This window comes from Micromonospora sp. 067-2 (assembly GCF_046549295.1).
Lineage (GTDB): Bacteria > Actinomycetota > Actinomycetes > Mycobacteriales > Micromonosporaceae > Micromonospora.
Window position 1 is genome coordinate 273,549 of record NZ_JAJPWB010000006.1, and the last position, 16,327, is coordinate 289,875.

Genomic DNA, 16,327 nt, shown 5'->3' on the forward strand with positions numbered 1-16,327 from the left:
CTACTTCACCGACCGACTGGACCCCCGACGCGAAGCCCGTCAAGCCCGCCGATTCTCGACCAGCTCCGCTGCGAAGTGTCCGCCGCGATCGTGCTCCGTCCATTGCACGATGTTGTTCGTACGGTCCGCGACGTGTCGTAGTGGAATGAAGTTGTCCTGCGGGAAGACGGCCAGCGCGGTCGGTGCCATCGACGATTCGGAGGGCTTGCCGGACGCTACGAAGGGTCAGCTCCGCCATGGCGTCAGAAGTCCTGACCGGCGCGGATGGCGGCGACGAACACCGCCCACGCCTGCGGGCCGACGACGATCTGCACCTCCGGCCGCCAGGAGCTGCGCAGCACCCGGTTGAGGTCGGCGTCGACGGCGATCTCCAGGCGCTCGGGGACATCCGACCGCACAGGAGCAACTTGGTACCCTCCCGGGGTGGAGCAGGCGGTCTTCTGGCGCATCGTCGAAGGGGCCCGCGCCGAAGCGGGCAGCGATACCGAACGCGTCGCGCAGGTACTCCTCCATCGTCTTCGCGCGTTGACTCCACACGAGATTGAACAGTTCGAGGAACTCTGGTTCCAAGAATAGGACGAGCTCTACTCCTGGCCAATCCGGGACGCCGCCACGCTGTTGCTCGGCGCCTTCGACGACGATGGCTTCCTCGCGGTACAGGACTGGATCGTGTCGCACGGGCGGCAAGTCATGCGCCGCGTCCAGGCCAACCCGGACAGCCTTATCGAGTTGGCCCACGATCGGCACAACGCGCGGCGATTGGTTCTGCGGCCTGCCGATCGCGGCGCACATCGCCGCAACCGGGGCTCCCTCCGCCATCGATGGGCCCTCCGGATCCGACACACCCCTCGGAACCCCAGCAGACCTAACCAACGAAGCCCCTTACGAGGCAACGATTCCCCATCCTCACGGCCTACCTCGACGCCAATCAGTGGATCGATCGGCCATGGAAAGCGCAGCCAGCTGACCACCGACCGCACCCACCGGCCGAACACCGACCCGACCGAGCACCCTGACGTTCCTTCACGCGCGACTCGCGGCATGAGCGGATGTCTGGCGGGGTGATGGACCTTCGCTAGTGTCGGTCGTATGCGCGTCATCACGAGCGATCGTCTACTGCTGCGCCCGTGGCATGCGGACGACGCCGATTTTCTCTTCGACATGGAATCGCGCTGGGAGGTCGTACGCTTCCTCGGCCCGAACCCGAGGACGCTCAGAACGCGCGAGGAGGCGCTGGCCTCGATCAAACACCGGCGCGAGGTCGATCACCCGATTTACGGGATCTGGGCTGTCACCACCCGGGAAGGTTCCTTGGTCGGCAATCTCGCGCTCGTGCCGATCCCCTTGTCGGCCGGACAGCCGCCGATCACGCAGCCCGAGGTGGAGATTGGCTGGCACCTGCACCCGCACGCGTGGGGAACCGGCTACGCCACCGAAGCAGCGCGCACCGTGATGGACGACGCTTTTGCTCAGGGCCTCACGAGGATCGTCGCCGTGACCAACGTGGGCAACGAAACCTCACAGGCAGTCTGCCGACGACTCGGCATGGCGCACCTTGGTCAAACGACCAGGTACTACGACACCACAAAGGAACTGTTCGAGAAACTGCCCGTTGATTGGTGATAGCGCCATCGACGGTGCTCATGCCGTCCTCGCTGACATCCGCTCATCGGCGTGAGCGGACGCCGCCCTACCGCCTCTGCGGGGACGCCAACGTTGACGCCTTCGGATCCGCCGAAGAGGTCACCGTTCAGGAAGCGCTGCCCAGAGGTTCGCCAGTGGGATCTGGGTCTCAGCTCGCGGGATCCCTACCGACGCCAACGCGACGACAGCCAGAGCCGTGCATCGATGCGGGCCGGCCTCGTGATTGGCGTCGGCAGCCCTCAGTTCAACAGCCAACACCAGCCAGTCGGAGGGCTGGAGGGTTGACCTCTTCGGTATCCACTGGGAGGTCACGCCGCACCGCTTGACCGCATCACCGCAGGTCAAAGCCCTCGTCTCTGTCCGGCGCCGGTGAGCACTTCGGGCGCGCTGACCTCTTCGCCAACCTGCACCCAATCTGCTCCCAGTTGCAAGGCCAGGCCCGACCAACGGCTCCTTACCGCCTCGACCTGCGCACACTGCCCCATCAGGCGACATAGAGCGCCGTCGACTGCTGCCCAAAACCGGGGAGCACTCTGCGGGAAACAGGACGCCGCACCCGCTCTGACCTGGTAGAACGTGGAGCCGCAGGCAGGGGTGGGTGCAGTTGAGCGCCGTTCGATGCCGTTAGACGCAGTTCAAGGCTGTTCAGGGCACCCCGCTGCTCCCAGCCTGCTCCCCCTAGACCGGGCTCGCACCGGGCCGCCGACCGCTCGTGAGCTGCCGGCCCAGTGCTGCATGTGGTAGCTGTTGAGCGCCCCGTCTTTGACGTAGCCGTTCATTTGGGATCGGAGCTGGCTGGCGTTGGTGTTGTCCGCTGAGCTGGGCCCGGGCGCGCGCCGAACGCCGGTCAGAGCAGTGTGAGCTCGAAGCACCCCCACCCGTCGCCGGCCTGCGCGACGAGCTTCCACGTTCCGGCGGCCGGCAACGGGATGCCGCTGGGGTACATCGCCTGCCCGGCGTCGTTGGTCGCCAGCGAGCCGGCGCTGTAGGTCTCGGTGCGGCCGCCGGAGGTCGCGGTCACGGTGAGCGCGGCGTTGAGCTGGGGGCGGGCCGGCAGCCAGAACAGCTTGCCCAGGTCGGGGCCGAGGTCAGGATGCCATTGCCGGCGGTACTCCACAAAGTCCCCGGCGATGAAGTCGCCCGAGCGGACCAGCGTGGCGTCGCCGGGCACCGCGACGCACTCGCGCCGGGCGCTGCCGGGCAGGCTCTGCTGGAAGGCCGGCACCGGCGGCGACGCGGCCGGCGACGATGGCACCGGCGCCGACCCGGCCGGCGAGGCCGGGCCGGCGGCGGGCGGGGCTGGTGCAGTACACCCGCAGAGCACCAGTGCCACGACGAACAGCGGGATTGCTCGCACAGCGTTGCCTCTCTCCTCAGGCGGCTGGGGTCCAGATCGAGACCCGGCCGCTCCAACAGGCCATGAGCGTCGCGGTCGTGATGCATTGCGTCGGCGGGGAGGCGGCCCGGCCCAGCACGTGCACCGCTCCGGTCGCGGGGTCGAGCGCGCCGATCAGCGGCGTCCGGGCGGCGGTGACCAGGAGGTCACCGGCGGCGGTACTGCCGAGCACCGACCAGTCGTCGAAGCGCACGTCGACCCGCCCAGTCGCGGCGTCGAGAACCAGGCCGCCCGGCGTGGACCGGGTGGCGAGCATGCGGCCGTCGCCGAGCGGGCCCAGCGCGGTCCAGCCGGCCAGCCGCCACCGCACGCCGCCGGTGTCCGGGTCCAGCGCGGTGACGCCGTCGGCGCCGGTGCGGCACACCATGCCGCCGCACCACTGGAGCTGAACACCGTCCGGCTCGGCCGGGTGCTGCCACAGCTGCCGGCCGGTCGTCAGGTCGAACACGGCGCTGCCCACCAGCTCCCCCTGGTCGGCCCGGTACGCGAGCACCCGATCCGCGGCAACGTCGAAGCCGTCGACCTTCCCGGGCCGCTCAAGCGTGACGGTCCGCACGAGCGCGCCGGTGTCGGCGCGATGCACCCGCAGTACCCCTTCGGCGTCGAGCTCGGCGATCGTGACGCGCAGGTCGGCCGCGTCGGAGCCGACCGGGTCGATGGCCCGGGTGGTGCCGGGCGCCGCCGGCAGGGTCCAGCGCACCGTACCGGTGCGGATGTCGATGCCGGCCAGGTCGGGCCGGTCGGCCCGGGTGCCGCGGAGGTCCGCGACGACGACACCGTCGGCGCCGGCCGTGCCGTGCAGGACCGGTGCGTAGCCGCCGACCTGCCACACCGGCGCGCCGGTGCCGGCGTCCAGCGCGGTGAGCGTGGCCGGCTCGGCCTCGGCGATCACCACCCGGCCCCGTTCGGCGGCGACGAGCTGCGCGGCGCCGGTGACCGGTACGGCCCACCGCTGCCGGCCGCCGGGCACCTCGTAGGCAGCGACGACGGACGGGGCCAGCACGAAGACGGTGTGGCCGTCGGAGCGGACGTCGACGGTACCGTCGGGCGGCAGGACCAGCGAAGGCTTCAACGGTGCCGCAGCTTCGGCCCCGCCCGCGAACGCCAGCACGCCGATGGCCACCAGGGCCGGGAGCCAGCGCCTCGTCCCGGGCGGGGCAGGGTCGGCGGTGGCGTCCAGGTCGATCACGGCGGCGGACGGCATGCGGTCAGCGTCTCACGAACCGGATGTGTTGGACCCGGTGCGGCAATTGCGAGCTTTTCACCACCGCAGAAATTACGGTTCTCAATATTGATGCTCTTGATGCCGCATCGTTACCGTCCACGGCATGACGGTGACGGGGCCCCTGCTTGCTGTGGCTGTCGGCGTCCTCGCCGCGATGTTCGTCGCCAGCGGGGTCCCGAAACTGCGCCGGCCCTTCGACAGCGCCCTCGCCATGGTTCGCTTCGGCGTGCTCAAGCGGATTCGGCCGGTCGCCGGGCGAGCGCTCGGCGGAGCCGAGGTCCTGCTCGGTGTCGCCCTCGTGGCGAGCCCGAGCCCGCGCTGGCCGGCCCTCGCCGGGGTCGCCCTGCTCGCCGTGTTCACCACGCTGGTCGCGGTGGCCCTGGCCCGCGGGCGGTCGTTCGAGTGCGCGTGTTTCGGTACCGGTGAACGGATCTCATGGTCCACAGTCGCGCGCAACGTGGTGTACATCGCGGCGGCCGCCGGTGTCGCCGCCGCGAGCCAACCCCCGGCCGACCGACTGCTCGGGCTGCTCGCCGGGGTGCTCATCGTGTGCGGCTACCTGGTGTTGAGCACCATGGCGACCCTGCGGCCGTTCGCCACCACCCTCGACGGAAACGGAGCGGCCGATGGGTGAGGTGACGCTGCTGGCCGTCGCCGCGGTCTGGCTCGTGCTGCTGGGGTTCGGTGCGCTCGTCGTACGCCGGGAGATGGAGCTGCTCACCGATCGGGTCGACAGCATCGGCCACACGCCGATGGACGGGCTGGCGGTTGGCTCGTTCGCGCCCCGCGTGCCGGGCCTCGGCCGCGACGACGTCGTGCTGTTCCTGTTCGGCGACTGCTCGTCGTGCCATGAGGTCGTCGACGCGGTCCGGCATAGCCTGCTGCCCGAACTGTTCCTGTGCGTCGTCAATGACGGTACCGTGCCCGGGTCCGGCGACAGCGTCGTGGCGAGCCTGCCGGCCGGCGTCCGCCGAGTCACCGGAGCCGACGCCCGCGGTGCGCTGGAACGGTTTCAGGTGCACTCGGCGCCGTTCGGGGTCGCGCTCGTCGACGGGATCGTCGCGGCCAAGGGCACCCTGCACGAGACCGGCGAGCTGGACCGGCTGGCCAAGATCGTGAACCAGCGCCGGCAGCTGCCGCTCATCGACGCCCCCGACGCCGGCCACCGGCACGACCATGAGCACGAGCCCGCGCAGTGAGACTGCTGACCGCAGCCGCCGGCGCGGCCCTCGGCGCCGGCCTCGCGGTGTGGGCCGGCGCGAACCCGATCTGGCTGCTGCTCATCGCAGCGGTCGCCGTCGGCCTGGCCCAGCAGGCCCTGCCTTGAGGACCCAACGTGGTCGTGATGATCACACGCGCCCGCGTGTCCGGGTGCTTCGGCTCACTGACGGTTGCCGGTGTCGTCCTGCTGGGCGCGGCGATCACCGCCGGCCTGCTCGCCGGCGGCGTGATCGGCCTCGCCGGGGCCCTGCTCGACCCGGTGACCCGGCTGCTGCTGGCCGGGCTGGCGGCGGTGACCGTCCTGCTGGGAGCCGCCCGGCGGCGGCTGCCGTGGCAGCTCGACCGGGAGACCGACCGGCGCTGGCTGGCGCATGAGGACTGGCGTACGGCCGCATACAACGGCTTCGCGCTCGGGCTCGGCTTCACCACGCGCATCGGGTACTGGCTGTTCTACCTCTTGCCGCTCGCCGCGTTCGCGATCGGCGACCCGCGGCTGTCGGCGCTGGGCTGGGCGGCCTACGCGGCCAGCCGGGTCGGCGGCTCGCTGCTGGTCTGGCGGGCCGGGCTGCAGATCGCCGGGCGCGGCCTGATCACACCGCTGCGCGCCGTCACCGACGCGGCCGCGTTCGTCGCGCTTGGCGGCCTGCTCATCATCACCTTGGTCATTCCCCTACGGGATCAGCTGCCCTGAGGCGACTCGGGGCCATGACAGAAAGGAGCGGATCGTGGGCGTTCCATGGTCCAGGCGCAAACTGCTCATCACCGGCTCGGCCGCCGCGACCGGCGGGGTGGCGGCGGTCGCCGTGACCTCCCCAGCCGACGCGGCGCCACCACCGGCCCCCGGCATCAACGTCGTCGAAGCGGTCACGGGCCGGCAGGTGTCCGTCCGGGCCCGCACGGCCCCGTCCGACCGGCCCCGCCAGTTCGATGGCGCGCTGCGGACCCTCGAGGCGCAGGCCCTCCCCTACGGCTGGGCCCTGCGCGGTGGCGACCTCGTGCTCGTCGAGGATTCCACCGGTACCGCCGTCGCCGTCCCACTGCACCGCGAGGTCAACGGCCGGGTCGCCAAGGTCGCCGCGGACGCGATCACCGTCGACGGCCAGCAGATCCGGCTCGACCCGCGGACGCTGCTCTACGTCGGCGAAGCCGTGGAGCCGCTCGTCGGCTTTACCGCCCACCACCTCCGGGCCGGCGACTCGGTCGCCCTGCAGTGCCTGGACAACCGGCGCGACGGCACCCTCACCGTGCACTTTATGCGCCTCCTGGCCCGGGCCTGATGGTGCACGTGGTCGCCATCGCGCTCGTCGCGATGTGCGTCGTGCTCACCGTCGCGTTTCTCGCCGCCCTCCGCGGCGTCGCCGAGCTGCGCCTGCGCCTAGCCCAGGACGACGGCGCGGCGGGGCCACCCAAACTGGTCATCGGGCGGCGGCTGCCGGACTCCGTCGTCGAGGCGCTGGCTGGCCTGGGCGAGCTCGGGCCGCGGTCGCTGGTCGTGCTGCTCTCGACCACGTGCGGCTCGTGCCTGCGGCTGGCCGGCGAGCTCGGTCGGGTGCAGGCGCCACTGGTCGCCTGCGTCATCGGCGAGCCGGGCCCGACGGCCGACGACGTCCGCGCGTCGGTACCGGCCGGGGTGCCGGTCATCGCCGGCGACGTGGCCCGGCAGATCCGCACCGACCTCAACCTCCACACCTTCCCGACGGCGATCGCGCAGCGCGACGGCTACATCGTCGCGACCGGCCAGGGCAGCGGCGCGGACGCGGCCGCGAACCTCGACCACCTGTGGCGGCAGGCCGTCCACGCAACCAAGGAGGCACACACATGATCCAGGAGCGCATCCGCACCACCCAGCTGACCCGCAACCGCTTCCTGGCCTTCGCCGGCACCTCGATGGTCGCCGCCGCCGTGGGGGCCTGGTTCCCGGGCCGGGCCGAGGCGGCCGTCCCCAACGGCTGCCGCGGCCTCGACGGCTGCCCGTGCTGCACCGGCTCCGGCTGCTGCGCGAAGAACTGCAAGGGCCTCACCATCTGCGGCGGCGCCCACTGCTGGCGCACCTGTGCCTACGAGGGCTCGACGCTGGTGAGCTTTAACTGCTGCGACTACAAATACACCAACAGCTCCGGCGGTACGAGCAACTGCATCTGCCGCGAGAACTGGGGCTCCTGCTGACACCCGACCGGGCCTGGCGCCGCCGCTGCTGACGCCCCGGGCCCGCCGATCCTGTGGGCCGGCGCCCGCTGGATCGCGGCAGGGCGGGGATTTTGAGTAGGCCTGTGACCATCAGACCGCGGCCGGGTTCGATTCCGATCGGGATCGAACGCCGGTTGCGGCGCACTGCAGCAAGGGCGGCCAGAAGTTGGGCCAGGCCGTTCGCGTCGTCCGTCAGGCGTAGCTGGCTAACGAGTTGACCAGCCTCGTCGATCACATCGATGTCGTGGTGGTACTCGCCCCAGTCCAGGCCCGCGTAGTATTTCATGATCGTCCAGTTTGGCGAGGGAGCGAGGTCGTAGAGCTGGTCGGACGAAGAGCTGCGTGGACAAGGCCGAGCGGGGAGTCCGCACCCTCGATCGGCTCTCGACGATCGAGACGGTCGCCGGAGCGCTCGGCGTCGCCCCAGCCGTGCTGCTCGCCGGCAGGGCCCCGCGGCAAGCTACGACCGACACCGGCAGCACGGTAGATCGGGTAAGGGCGGCGCTAGCCCGCTACGACAGACCCGGCTCAGGCAGCAAAGACCAGCCGGCGCCGTCGTTGGCGCAGCTCGACCACCAGGCACCTCACTGGATCGACCCGACCCGCGGCGCGGAAACCTAATCGGGCTCTTCACAGTCAAGGTGTTGGCCCGACGCGGGGCAATGGCGGCTCACACTGGGTCTGGCAGGTCGATGAGCGCGAGCTTGGCTGGGTCGATCACAGCGGTGATCTCGGTGATGTGGCCATCGGCGACGGTGAAGGCGAGCAGGGACAGCGGGGTACCGTTCTCGTTCCAGGAGATAACGCCGGGGCGGCCGTTGACGGTCGCTGCGTATCCTCCTGCAGCACCGCCCCCTACTTGGGCGCGGGTGGCGACATTGGTGGCTCCGAGCGTGACGAACTGGCCGTCCTGGGTGTGGACGGTGAACTTCACGTCGGGGTGGAGAACTTCCAGCAGCCGCTCGAACTGGCCCTCGCGGGCCGCGGCCAAGAACGCCTCGACCACCTCACGTTGCTGCTGTCGGTCGCTCGCGGACTGCCGGGCGGCCTGCACCTTCTGGCGGGCGCGGCTGGTGAGCATCTTGGTCGCGTCGGTGGACCTGCCGAGGATGCTGCCGATCTCCCCGTGGGGGACGGCGAACACGTCGTGCAGCACGAACGCCAGGCGCTCGTCGGGGCGCAGCGAGTCCAGGACCGTCATCAGCGCCAGGCCCACCGAGTCACCCAGCGCCACAAGCTCTTCCGCAGCCGGACCATCGTCGAGCGTCACGGCGAATTCGGGCAGATGGTCGTCGAGTGGGACTGTCGGGCGCGTGCGGCCCGAGCGTAGGAAATCAAGGCTGATGCGGCCGACCACGGTGGTCAGCCAGCCGCCGAGGTTGTGGATGGTTTCGGTGTCTTGGCGGGAGAGACGCAGCCACGCCTCCTGGACCGCGTCGTCGGCGTCGGCGTGCGAGCCGAGCACGCGGTAGGCGACGGCTGTGAGCCGGCCGCGGTGCGCCTCGAAGGCCTCGGCGATCGGGTCGGCGGAATGGTTGCCGGACATGGTGTTACCTCCCTGGAAACTGCTCCGTCATACGGGTGACGGGCACCAGCCCCGCGAGGTAACCCCGACCAAGGAGAGCATCCTGCCATGCAGAACCGACTGAAGAACAAGAACACCGACAACCCCGACGTGTGGAAGGCGGTCGGGCACCTGCAGAAGGCGATCGCCGCCGGGGGCGTCGACCCGAAGCTGCTCGCGCTGGTCCATCTGCGCGCCAGCCAGATCAACAGCTGCTCGGCGTGCGTCTACGCCAGCGTCGCCGGTGGGAAGAAGGCCGGTGATACCAACGAGCGGCTACACAACGTAGCAGCGTGGCGTGAGGCGCCGTTCTACACCGATGCGGAGCGAGCGGCACTGGCGCTGACCGAGGCCGCCACCCGGCTGCAGGACGGCGCGCAGGGAGTCACCGACGAGATCTGGGAAGAGGTAAACACCCATTTCACTGAGGAGCAGATCAGCGCGATCAACCTGGAGATCGCACTGACCAACTTCTTCAACCGGATCAACCGCACCATCAAGGAACCAGCCGGCCAGACCTGGGGCTGAGCCCCGGCGACCGGGCCCGTCGAAGGATCCCAGCGATCCCTCGACGGGCCTCCTCCGCGCCCCGGGGGTCCTTCTTCAAGTGGACGAGGTGCTTGCGCCGGCGGTGGCACCGTACGGGATAGCTCGGGTGACCGCAGTTCCCAGCGGAACGAGGGCGACCTTGCCGTCCTTGCCGCGCACGGGCCGGGCCGTACCAGTGGCAATGCCGTTGGCAGCCCCTCGTCGAGGGGCTCCGAAAGCGGCAATTAGCGTGGACCTGTGGTGTTCGAGGATCGCTTGGAAGCGCACCGGGTCGAATTGACCGGCTACTGCTACCGCATGCTCGGCTGCGCCGCCGAGGCCGAGGACGCCGTCCAGGAGACCCTGTACCGCGCTTGGAAAAACGCCCACCGATTCGACGAGCGCAAAGCTGGTCTGCGCACCTGGCTGCACCGGATCGCTACCAACGTCTGCCTCGACATGACCCGTAGCGTCCAACGGCGCGCGCTCGCGATAGACCTCGGCCCGTCCTCGCCCGCCGGGGGCAACCTCGGTGCGCCGTTGGGTGCCGCCACCTTCGTACAACCAATTCCTGACCGGCTTGTGCTGTCCGTCGGCAGCGACCCGGCCGAGCTGGCCGTGCAGCGCGAGACGATCCGGCTGGCGTTCGTCGCTGCCCTGCAGTACCTGCCGCCACGCCAGCGGGCGGTGCTCATTCTGCGCGAGGTGCTCTGCTGGTCGGCAGAAGAGGTAGCCGGACTGCTCGACAGCAGCCCGTCTGCGATTAACAGCGCCCTGCAACGTGCGCGGGCCACCATATCCACGCGGCGACCACCCGGGGGGAGTGGAGAGATCGACGAGAACTTGCTCAAGCGTTACGTCCAGGCGTTCACCACTTCCGACGTCGACGGCCTGGTGGCACTGCTCCGCGAGGACGCGACGATGTCGATGCCGCCGTTCGCGTGGTGGCTCGAAGGACGCGCCGCGATCCGTGCTGCCCTGCTGGGCGCGGCCGGTGTGTGTGGCGATGACCGGCTGGTCCGTTCTGCGGCCAACGGGTCACCAACGGTTGCTCAGTACCGCGATGGGGAGGCGTTGGGCCTGGTCATCCTGGATTGTCGCGACGGACTGATCGCGGGCGTGACGACGTACCTCGACCCGTCCCTGTTCCCGGTGTTCGGCCTGCCGATGAGTCTGGAGCCGTCGTCCCGTATGTAGTGCATGAACGACATCGTTGACATGTGGCATGACGAGCGTGGCGCGGGTGACCCGGTAGTGCTGTTGCACGGCGGGATGACCGACAGCCGCTGCTTCACCGGCAACCTCGACGGGCTTGCCGACACGTTCAAGACTTATCTGCCCGACCGGCGCGGCCATGGCCGCACGCCGGATGCGCCTGGCCCGCTCACCATCGAGCTGATGGCGCAGGACACAATCGCGTTCCTGGAAAGAACGGTCGGCGGTCCAGCCCGGCTGGTGGGTTACAGCGCCGGCGGCACAGTAGCGCTGCGGGTGGCGATGCGCCGCGCTGACCTTGTCGAGCGCCTCGTCCTGATCAGCACCGCGTACGACCTCGATGGACTGATCTTCAAGCCACAGGCGGGTGGTGCGATGCCCACCGAAATCGTTGACGCCTACGCCGAGGTGTCGCCAGACGGCCGTGACCACTTCCCGGTTGTCATCGACAAAATCGTCCATGCCGTTGCTACCGAGCCGAGCCCGGACCCTGACGACCTGCACGCCGTTACGGCCCGGACCCTCGTCCTAGCCGGGGACGACGACCTGGTCACGCTCGATCACACGGTGACGCTCTACCGGACGCTACCGACTGCCGAGCTGGCCGTGCTGCCGAATGCCAGCCATTTGCTGCTGCTGGAACACGCCGAGACGGTGCGCACCATGGTCCTGACGTTCCTGACCACGGACGCCGTCCCTACGTACATGCCCATCGCACGTGCCCACCCCACCAATGCGAATGCGTCCGGCAGCTTGCGGATCTGAGAGGGCGTTTACATCTGCGTTAGCCGGGTGTATTACATCGACAAAGGCTGCGAGCCTCGCAGCCCGGACACGAGGCAGACCCAGTGCGGTGGCGAGCGTAGATGATCCTGACGAGGAATGGAGCCTGTTTCGTCATCACGCGAACCACCTTCGAAGATGCCGGGGACTCCGCAGGCGGGTAGCCCGAGCCAGTACGCGCACGTCGCGGCATGTGAGTGGGTCATGGTCGGATGATGCGGGGTGCGCCGAGGTCTTGATTATCGATGTGGACGTCGGCGCGCTCATGCGGCCTGCATGCTTTGAAGTAGATGAGTTGCGCGTCCACGTAGCGGGGGATCTGGGTCTCAGCTCGCGGGATTCGTACCGACGCCACCGCGACGACAGCCAGAGCCGTACATCGATGCGGGCTGACCTCGTGATCCGCGCCGGCAGGCCTCAGTCCAACAGCCGGCACCAGCCAGTCGGGAGGCTGGAGGCTTGACCTCTCCGGTATCCACTGGGAGGTCACACCGCACCGCATAAGCGCATCACCGCAGGTCAGAGCCCTCGTCTATGCCCGGCGTCGGCGAGCACTTCGGACGCGGAGACCACTTCGCCAACCTGCACCCAATCTGCTCCCAGTTGCAAGGCCGGGCCAACCAGCGGCTCCTTACCTCCTTGACCTGCGCGCACTCCCCTGCCAGGTGACATAGGTAGTTATCGACTGCTGTGCAGAACCGCGGAGCACTCCGCGGTGAAACAGGACGCCGCACCTGCTCTGACCTACGGAAACGTGGAGCCGCAGGCAGAGGTGGGTGCAGTTGACGCACGTTGGGCGCAGTTCAGAGCCGTTCAGGGCACCCCGCTGCTCCCGACCTGCTCCCCCGACCAACGGTTCGTACCGGCCAGTCGAAGCCGCGACGGTCTCGGCCTGCGGGACCCCGATTGTGCTGTTCACGAAGCGAATGCTGTTTGCTGCGCATCGGCCAGACAGCGGTTTTGAACAGCGGCAGATCCGGCTGCCGGTACACCGCTTCCCAGCGCTGTGACCGAAAGACGGTGAGAGAATCCCCGATTGGGTTAGACGTGGCCGGTCCAGGGTTGCCCCACGCCCGTGCGCACCACGCTGCGCCCACACGGCAGGTCAAGAACATCGATCAGACTGGGATCCTCGTTGGCGGCATGGTGCAGGTGCCCGACTTTGCCGTTGCTGCCGCTCGCGTCGGAGGCCCCGATCAACTGCCAGACTCCGTCGTCCGCGTCGTGACTGACGAAAAGAACAGGCTCATGGCGTTCGAACACCTCGGGGGTCTGGATACAGACGGTGCCAAGCAGCCAGTGCCGCATCCACCAGGCTCGCCGATCGTGCTGCATGACGTGGTCGGTGACCCACCAAACGAACGGCAGATCCTCGTGGGCACGCGACTGCACCGCGGTCAGGTCCGGACCACCCTCCGGGACCCGCTCGAACGGCTCGTCGACGAGCGAGAACGCGTGAGCACCTTCATTCGCGAAGATGACGGCGTGGAAGGTGCCACCCCCGGGATTGCCGGCACCAATTCCCACGGACAGACGGGCGACGTGCGGGTCCGAGCCGGTGGTCCAGCCGAACGCGTATGAAGCCAGCTCACCGCGCGGCCCCACGAACTCGCCGAAAGCCCGCCGGTCCATGCCTCTTGCGTCGGCCGTCGGCGCTTCAACGAGCGCACCTTCCAGCACCTGGATCTCCACGGCGGCAACATATCTGAGCGAGAGAATCATGCCGCAGGCGCACGCCACCACCACCTAGCGCGCCGTCTCGGCGACGACCGCCGGCAGTGAACGGATCAAGCCCGGCCAACGGTGAATGATGGTGCGGCACCGGTCAGGGGCGGTCATGCAGGAACCATGCATCGCCCTGGGTAAGCGCGATAGCAAGTTGCCATTGTTCGCACTGGAAGCTGCCACCGATGGCCATCTGCTGCCCGGCGAGTTCCCACGCCTGTGTGCCCGGGCGCGGCCGGCGTTGGGCGGTGAACTGCAGCATGGTGCCCCAAGCCGCGATGAGGGCGGCGCCCCACCCCTGCTCCCACTGCCACATGGCCGCTGCCAACGTCGGAATACCGTTGACGCGGGTCGCTCCGAAGTAGGCACCCAGCCGGGGGCCAGCCACTGCGACGTCGTAGGCAGCAGCACCAGCTGCACCTCGGGCCAGGTGTTCCATCTGCTCGTGCCGACAAGGTATTCGGACACGCGGAAGTCCTGGAAGGCGAGTTCCGGATCGGCGAGTACGGGGTTCTCCTGGGCCAAGCGCAGCACCAGGTCAGGGATCTCATCGCTGATCCGTAGCCGTATCTGCTGGTTCGGGTAGGTCCAGCGTCGGCGGACCGGCCGGCGATGCCAGGGCAACAGAGTCGCCGGGTGACGATCCGGTGAGCCCTTCGCCGGGTTCGACCGGGTGAGGTAGCCGTTATCGGCGTTGGCTCTCGGTTCAGCGTAAGTCGATCTCGACCTGGTGCTCCGCGAGCAGGTCCAGCAGATACTCAAGGGTGGTGGCCGGATGCAGCCGACGGCGGTCGTAGCCAGCGACGAGGTGCTCGCGGGCGACGGCCGAGTTGTGCCACACCAGCAGAAACGGTGTCCGTGCGCCGAACCCTCCGCCAAGGCAGTCGTCGAGGGCGTCGAGGTTCCAACCGAAGTATCCGCCGGGGCCGTTGATCGCCTCGCCGATCGCGCAGTAGAACCCTTCAATGTCGGTGACGAACCGGCCGTCGAGGTCATACGTGGCGCAATGTGGACCGGCGAGTGGGCGGACCACCGGACCGTCGGCCACCAGTCAGCCCTTGAGCCATGACCCGGAGCACCCTCTTGTGACACGGGCACCGGTAGTACCAGCTCCTTGCCTATCCAGCAGGCCCCACTGGGGACCGCAAATCAGGCCACACAGCCGGTCGGTCATGGCGGGCTGAGCCAGACCCACCCGGCCTGCTCCCAATCTGCTCCCAATTGTAAGCCGCACATGCGGCAAAGCCCGTTACCGACCATCTCGGCAACGGGCTTCTGACCTGCAGAAACTAAGGGTGGGCGATGCTGGTATCGAACCAGCGACCTCTTCGGTGTGAACGAAGCGCTCTCCCACTGAGCTAATCGCCCTCAGCGACGATGACTCTACCCGATCGTGGAACCAGAACGGAAACCCGGGGTCACTGCGGCGCCAGCCGCTGCTTGACGATGGCGACCAGGTCGATGCCGAAGCTGTACTTGAGTGAGAGCCACACCACCGCGGCCACGAAGACCAGGCCGACGGAGCCGAGCACGATTCGCACCGGTAGCGACTGCCGCGTCACCCACTGCGTCCAACCGTGCACATGACGGCGGGTGAATTCGAGCAACTGTCGGGCCCAGTGGTATTCGACGGCCCAGATGCCCAGACCGGCGATGACCAGCAGCCAACCCGGCCCGGGCAGCGGGATGAGGGCGATGCCGATGGTCACCACCACCGCGCCGGCGATCGCGATGAAGATCTTGAGGGCGATCCGGCCGGTGGGGTTGGCGCGGATCAGGTCGAGGGTGGTGGCGATCCGTTCCCGCCAGCGGGGGCGTCGTGGGGGGTCGGCCACGACGATGAGGCCACCGGCACCACTGCCGGACCGGTCGGCACCGTTACCTCCGCCGGCCCGGTCGGCGCCGCCACGGCCGGAACGTCCGGCGTCCGGCGACGGTCGACCAGGCCGCTCGGGCTGCTCCATCGGCACTTCGTACCCCCGCTTTTCGGCTGCTCCGACCGCGACTTTCGGTGGGCCGGACGCCGCCGCCAGATCCAATGAGGATCGTTCCGTGACCATTTCACCCCCCAGTGTCGCCCGGGCCCGTCACTGCAACGGTCGACTGGACGTTACCGGAGTAAGTCGACGACTGAACCACCCGATGCCGGGCGGGATCACGCACTGGGCAGAACCGGAAATCCTACATGAATCCTCACATTCACGTGGCCTTTCCGTTCCCCTTCCCACCACTGGGTGAAGTCAGCGTATGGCGGAGCGTAGCCAGAGGTAGCACCTGAGTATGGGAAAAGCGGGACACGCGCGTTCCGCAGCGGTGCCGGGGGGAGAACGTCCATGAGTGTCATTCGACCGACGACCGTAGAGGTCGAGACGTCGCTAAGGCTCGTCGCGCCTGACGCCACCGCATTGCCGGTGCGTGCCAGTCTGCGTTACGACCCTGCTGACCCGTATGCGGTCCATGTCCTGTTCCACGCCGAATCGGCGGGTGGCGAGGCGGTGAGCTGGTCCTTCGCTCGCGAACTGCTGGTCACCGGCCTGGACGAGCCAGCCGGTATCGGGGATGTGCGGGTCTGGCCCTGGGCCACCCCGCGCGGCGACTTCGTCGCGCTGGCCCTCTCGTCACCGGACGGCAACGCCCTCTTCGAGGTGCCGCGCAGCGTCCTGGTGCGTTTCCTTCGACGGACCTACGTCGTCGTCCCGCGCGGCCGCGAGGCCGAACACCTGGACGTCGACACGGCGGTGAACCGGCTGCTCGCCGGTCGCTGAAACACCGGCCACGACCGGTGCCGCGCGGACCTGCCGAGTCCGCGCGGCTCCGGCACACCCGGGGGGTACGCGGA

At 68.9% G+C, this 16,327-nt stretch carries 23 protein-coding genes, 1 tRNA gene and 1 pseudogene; 14 read left to right on the forward strand and 11 right to left on the reverse strand.

All coding sequences use genetic code 11. The features are described 5' to 3' along the window. Positions 1-39 precede the first annotated feature (39 nt). Positions 40-189, reverse strand: coding sequence for a hypothetical protein (locus ACLJN9_RS16545; protein WP_410812243.1), 150 nt, complete (start codon positions 187-189; stop codon positions 40-42). 53 nt (positions 190-242) lie between these two features. After that, on the reverse strand, positions 243-398 hold the full coding sequence (locus ACLJN9_RS16550) for a hypothetical protein (protein ID WP_410812244.1): 156 nt from the start codon (positions 396-398) through the stop codon (positions 243-245). 25 nt (positions 399-423) lie between these two features. On the opposite strand from ACLJN9_RS16550, the pseudogene ACLJN9_RS16555 reads away from it, so the two are divergent. Together ACLJN9_RS16555 and ACLJN9_RS16560 are read left to right on the forward strand one after the other, a co-directional pair. Beyond that, positions 424-1,065, forward strand: a pseudogene (locus ACLJN9_RS16555) (DUF4240 domain-containing protein). Between the two features lie 24 nt (positions 1,066-1,089). Then, complete coding sequence (locus ACLJN9_RS16560; RefSeq protein WP_410812245.1) at positions 1,090-1,623, forward strand: GNAT family N-acetyltransferase; 534 nt, start codon at positions 1,090-1,092, stop codon at positions 1,621-1,623. 868 nt (positions 1,624-2,491) lie between these two features. Here the strand turns inward: ACLJN9_RS16560 and ACLJN9_RS16565 are convergent. Beyond that, entirely contained in the window at positions 2,492-3,001 is a 510-nt protein-coding gene (locus ACLJN9_RS16565; protein WP_141908475.1) for a hypothetical protein, read from the reverse strand. Between the two features lie 16 nt (positions 3,002-3,017). Next, on the reverse strand, positions 3,018-4,244 hold the full coding sequence (locus ACLJN9_RS16570) for a PQQ-binding-like beta-propeller repeat protein (protein WP_410812246.1): 1,227 nt from the start codon (positions 4,242-4,244) through the stop codon (positions 3,018-3,020). Between the two features lie 124 nt (positions 4,245-4,368). On the opposite strand from ACLJN9_RS16570, the gene ACLJN9_RS16575 reads away from it, so the two are divergent. From ACLJN9_RS16575 to ACLJN9_RS16605, 7 genes are read left to right on the forward strand one after another with little or no spacing between them, the layout of a single operon-like run. After that, complete coding sequence (locus ACLJN9_RS16575; protein ID WP_410812247.1) at positions 4,369-4,899, forward strand: MauE/DoxX family redox-associated membrane protein; 531 nt, start codon at positions 4,369-4,371, stop codon at positions 4,897-4,899. After that, entirely contained in the window at positions 4,892-5,464 is a 573-nt protein-coding gene (locus ACLJN9_RS16580) for a hypothetical protein (protein WP_410812248.1), read from the forward strand. Before ACLJN9_RS16575 ends, ACLJN9_RS16580 begins: the two co-directional genes overlap by 8 nt. Continuing rightward, positions 5,461-5,592 (forward strand): hypothetical protein, encoded by a 132-nt coding sequence (locus tag ACLJN9_RS16585; protein ID WP_410812249.1) that lies wholly within the window; start codon positions 5,461-5,463, stop codon positions 5,590-5,592. The genes ACLJN9_RS16580 and ACLJN9_RS16585 overlap by 4 nt, the downstream gene beginning before the upstream one ends. A gap of 18 nt (positions 5,593-5,610) precedes the next feature. Beyond that, complete coding sequence (locus tag ACLJN9_RS16590; protein WP_354992425.1) at positions 5,611-6,177, forward strand: hypothetical protein; 567 nt, start codon at positions 5,611-5,613, stop codon at positions 6,175-6,177. Positions 6,178-6,211: 34 nt separating this feature from the next. Beyond that, on the forward strand, positions 6,212-6,763 hold the full coding sequence (locus ACLJN9_RS16595) for a hypothetical protein (RefSeq protein ID WP_410812250.1): 552 nt from the start codon (positions 6,212-6,214) through the stop codon (positions 6,761-6,763). Beyond that, positions 6,763-7,308 (forward strand): hypothetical protein, encoded by a 546-nt coding sequence (locus ACLJN9_RS16600; RefSeq protein ID WP_354992427.1) that lies wholly within the window; start codon positions 6,763-6,765, stop codon positions 7,306-7,308. Before ACLJN9_RS16595 ends, ACLJN9_RS16600 begins: the two co-directional genes overlap by 1 nt. Continuing rightward, positions 7,305-7,652, forward strand: coding sequence for a hypothetical protein (locus ACLJN9_RS16605; protein ID WP_387135797.1), 348 nt, complete (start codon positions 7,305-7,307; stop codon positions 7,650-7,652). The genes ACLJN9_RS16600 and ACLJN9_RS16605 overlap by 4 nt, the downstream gene beginning before the upstream one ends. Here ACLJN9_RS16605 and ACLJN9_RS16610 read toward each other — a convergent pair. Continuing rightward, positions 7,570-7,959: an IS110 family transposase gene (locus ACLJN9_RS16610; RefSeq protein WP_410812251.1), complete on the reverse strand. Its 390-nt coding sequence runs from the start codon at positions 7,957-7,959 to the stop codon at positions 7,570-7,572. The genes ACLJN9_RS16605 and ACLJN9_RS16610 overlap by 83 nt on opposite strands. A gap of 56 nt (positions 7,960-8,015) precedes the next feature. Between ACLJN9_RS16610 and ACLJN9_RS16615 the strand changes: the two genes are divergently transcribed. Next, a complete protein-coding gene (locus ACLJN9_RS16615) occupies positions 8,016-8,294 on the forward strand; it encodes a hypothetical protein (protein ID WP_410812252.1) in 279 nt (92 codons plus the stop codon). 49 nt (positions 8,295-8,343) lie between these two features. On the opposite strand, the gene ACLJN9_RS16620 is transcribed toward ACLJN9_RS16615, so the two are convergent. Further along, positions 8,344-9,219, reverse strand: coding sequence for a sigma-70 family RNA polymerase sigma factor (locus tag ACLJN9_RS16620; protein ID WP_410812253.1), 876 nt, complete (start codon positions 9,217-9,219; stop codon positions 8,344-8,346). An 87-nt stretch (positions 9,220-9,306) separates the two neighbouring features. Between ACLJN9_RS16620 and ACLJN9_RS16625 the strand changes: the two genes are divergently transcribed. From ACLJN9_RS16625 to ACLJN9_RS16635, 3 genes are all read left to right on the forward strand, one after another. Then, complete coding sequence (locus ACLJN9_RS16625) at positions 9,307-9,765, forward strand: carboxymuconolactone decarboxylase family protein (protein ID WP_410812254.1); 459 nt, start codon at positions 9,307-9,309, stop codon at positions 9,763-9,765. A gap of 258 nt (positions 9,766-10,023) precedes the next feature. Further along, complete coding sequence (locus ACLJN9_RS16630) at positions 10,024-10,962, forward strand: sigma-70 family RNA polymerase sigma factor (RefSeq protein ID WP_410812255.1); 939 nt, start codon at positions 10,024-10,026, stop codon at positions 10,960-10,962. A 3-nt stretch (positions 10,963-10,965) separates the two neighbouring features. Next, complete coding sequence (locus tag ACLJN9_RS16635; protein ID WP_410812256.1) at positions 10,966-11,745, forward strand: alpha/beta fold hydrolase; 780 nt, start codon at positions 10,966-10,968, stop codon at positions 11,743-11,745. 1,059 nt (positions 11,746-12,804) lie between these two features. Here ACLJN9_RS16635 and ACLJN9_RS16640 read toward each other — a convergent pair. The 5 genes from ACLJN9_RS16640 to ACLJN9_RS16660 all read right to left on the reverse strand — a co-directional run bounded on the left by ACLJN9_RS16640 (position 12,805) and on the right by ACLJN9_RS16660 (position 15,527). Next, positions 12,805-13,455, reverse strand: a complete 651-nt coding sequence (locus ACLJN9_RS16640) for a hypothetical protein (protein ID WP_410812258.1) — start codon at positions 13,453-13,455, stop codon at positions 12,805-12,807. A 133-nt stretch (positions 13,456-13,588) separates the two neighbouring features. Then, entirely contained in the window at positions 13,589-13,927 is a 339-nt protein-coding gene (locus tag ACLJN9_RS16645) for a hypothetical protein (protein WP_410812259.1), read from the reverse strand. Between the two features lie 267 nt (positions 13,928-14,194). Continuing rightward, positions 14,195-14,536: a barstar family protein gene (locus ACLJN9_RS16650; RefSeq protein ID WP_410812260.1), complete on the reverse strand. Its 342-nt coding sequence runs from the start codon at positions 14,534-14,536 to the stop codon at positions 14,195-14,197. Between the two features lie 248 nt (positions 14,537-14,784). Then, positions 14,785-14,856 (reverse strand) — tRNA-Val (locus ACLJN9_RS16655). 50 nt (positions 14,857-14,906) lie between these two features. Further along, positions 14,907-15,527: a TIGR02611 family protein gene (locus tag ACLJN9_RS16660; protein WP_410812474.1), complete on the reverse strand. Its 621-nt coding sequence runs from the start codon at positions 15,525-15,527 to the stop codon at positions 14,907-14,909. A gap of 294 nt (positions 15,528-15,821) precedes the next feature. Here ACLJN9_RS16660 and ACLJN9_RS16665 point away from each other — a divergent pair, with 294 nt between their 5' ends. Then, positions 15,822-16,253: an SsgA family sporulation/cell division regulator gene (locus ACLJN9_RS16665; protein WP_007457244.1), complete on the forward strand. Its 432-nt coding sequence runs from the start codon at positions 15,822-15,824 to the stop codon at positions 16,251-16,253. Positions 16,254-16,327: the final 74 nt, after the last annotated feature.

What these genes read in the sequence shown, in the direction of transcription:
- ACLJN9_RS16545 (WP_410812243.1), bottom strand. Translation starts at nt 189, where the DNA reads ATGGCACCGACCGCGCTGGCCGTCTTCCCGCAGGACAACTTCATTCCA.
- ACLJN9_RS16665 (WP_007457244.1), top strand. Translation starts at nt 15,822, where the DNA reads ATGAGTGTCATTCGACCGACGACCGTAGAGGTCGAGACGTCGCTAAGG.
- ACLJN9_RS16570 (WP_410812246.1), bottom strand. Translation starts at nt 4,244, where the DNA reads ATGCCGTCCGCCGCCGTGATCGACCTGGACGCCACCGCCGACCCTGCC.
- ACLJN9_RS16560 (WP_410812245.1), top strand. Translation starts at nt 1,090, where the DNA reads ATGCGCGTCATCACGAGCGATCGTCTACTGCTGCGCCCGTGGCATGCG.
- ACLJN9_RS16635 (WP_410812256.1), top strand. Translation starts at nt 10,966, where the DNA reads ATGAACGACATCGTTGACATGTGGCATGACGAGCGTGGCGCGGGTGAC.
- ACLJN9_RS16590 (WP_354992425.1), top strand. Translation starts at nt 5,611, where the DNA reads ATGATCACACGCGCCCGCGTGTCCGGGTGCTTCGGCTCACTGACGGTT.
- ACLJN9_RS16600 (WP_354992427.1), top strand. Translation starts at nt 6,763, where the DNA reads ATGGTGCACGTGGTCGCCATCGCGCTCGTCGCGATGTGCGTCGTGCTC.
- ACLJN9_RS16610 (WP_410812251.1), bottom strand. Translation starts at nt 7,959, where the DNA reads ATGAAATACTACGCGGGCCTGGACTGGGGCGAGTACCACCACGACATC.
- ACLJN9_RS16620 (WP_410812253.1), bottom strand. Translation starts at nt 9,219, where the DNA reads ATGTCCGGCAACCATTCCGCCGACCCGATCGCCGAGGCCTTCGAGGCG.
- ACLJN9_RS16645 (WP_410812259.1), bottom strand. Translation starts at nt 13,927, where the DNA reads ATGGAACACCTGGCCCGAGGTGCAGCTGGTGCTGCTGCCTACGACGTC.
- ACLJN9_RS16575 (WP_410812247.1), top strand. Translation starts at nt 4,369, where the DNA reads ATGACGGTGACGGGGCCCCTGCTTGCTGTGGCTGTCGGCGTCCTCGCC.
- ACLJN9_RS16605 (WP_387135797.1), top strand. Translation starts at nt 7,305, where the DNA reads ATGATCCAGGAGCGCATCCGCACCACCCAGCTGACCCGCAACCGCTTC.
- ACLJN9_RS16625 (WP_410812254.1), top strand. Translation starts at nt 9,307, where the DNA reads ATGCAGAACCGACTGAAGAACAAGAACACCGACAACCCCGACGTGTGG.
- ACLJN9_RS16580 (WP_410812248.1), top strand. Translation starts at nt 4,892, where the DNA reads ATGGGTGAGGTGACGCTGCTGGCCGTCGCCGCGGTCTGGCTCGTGCTG.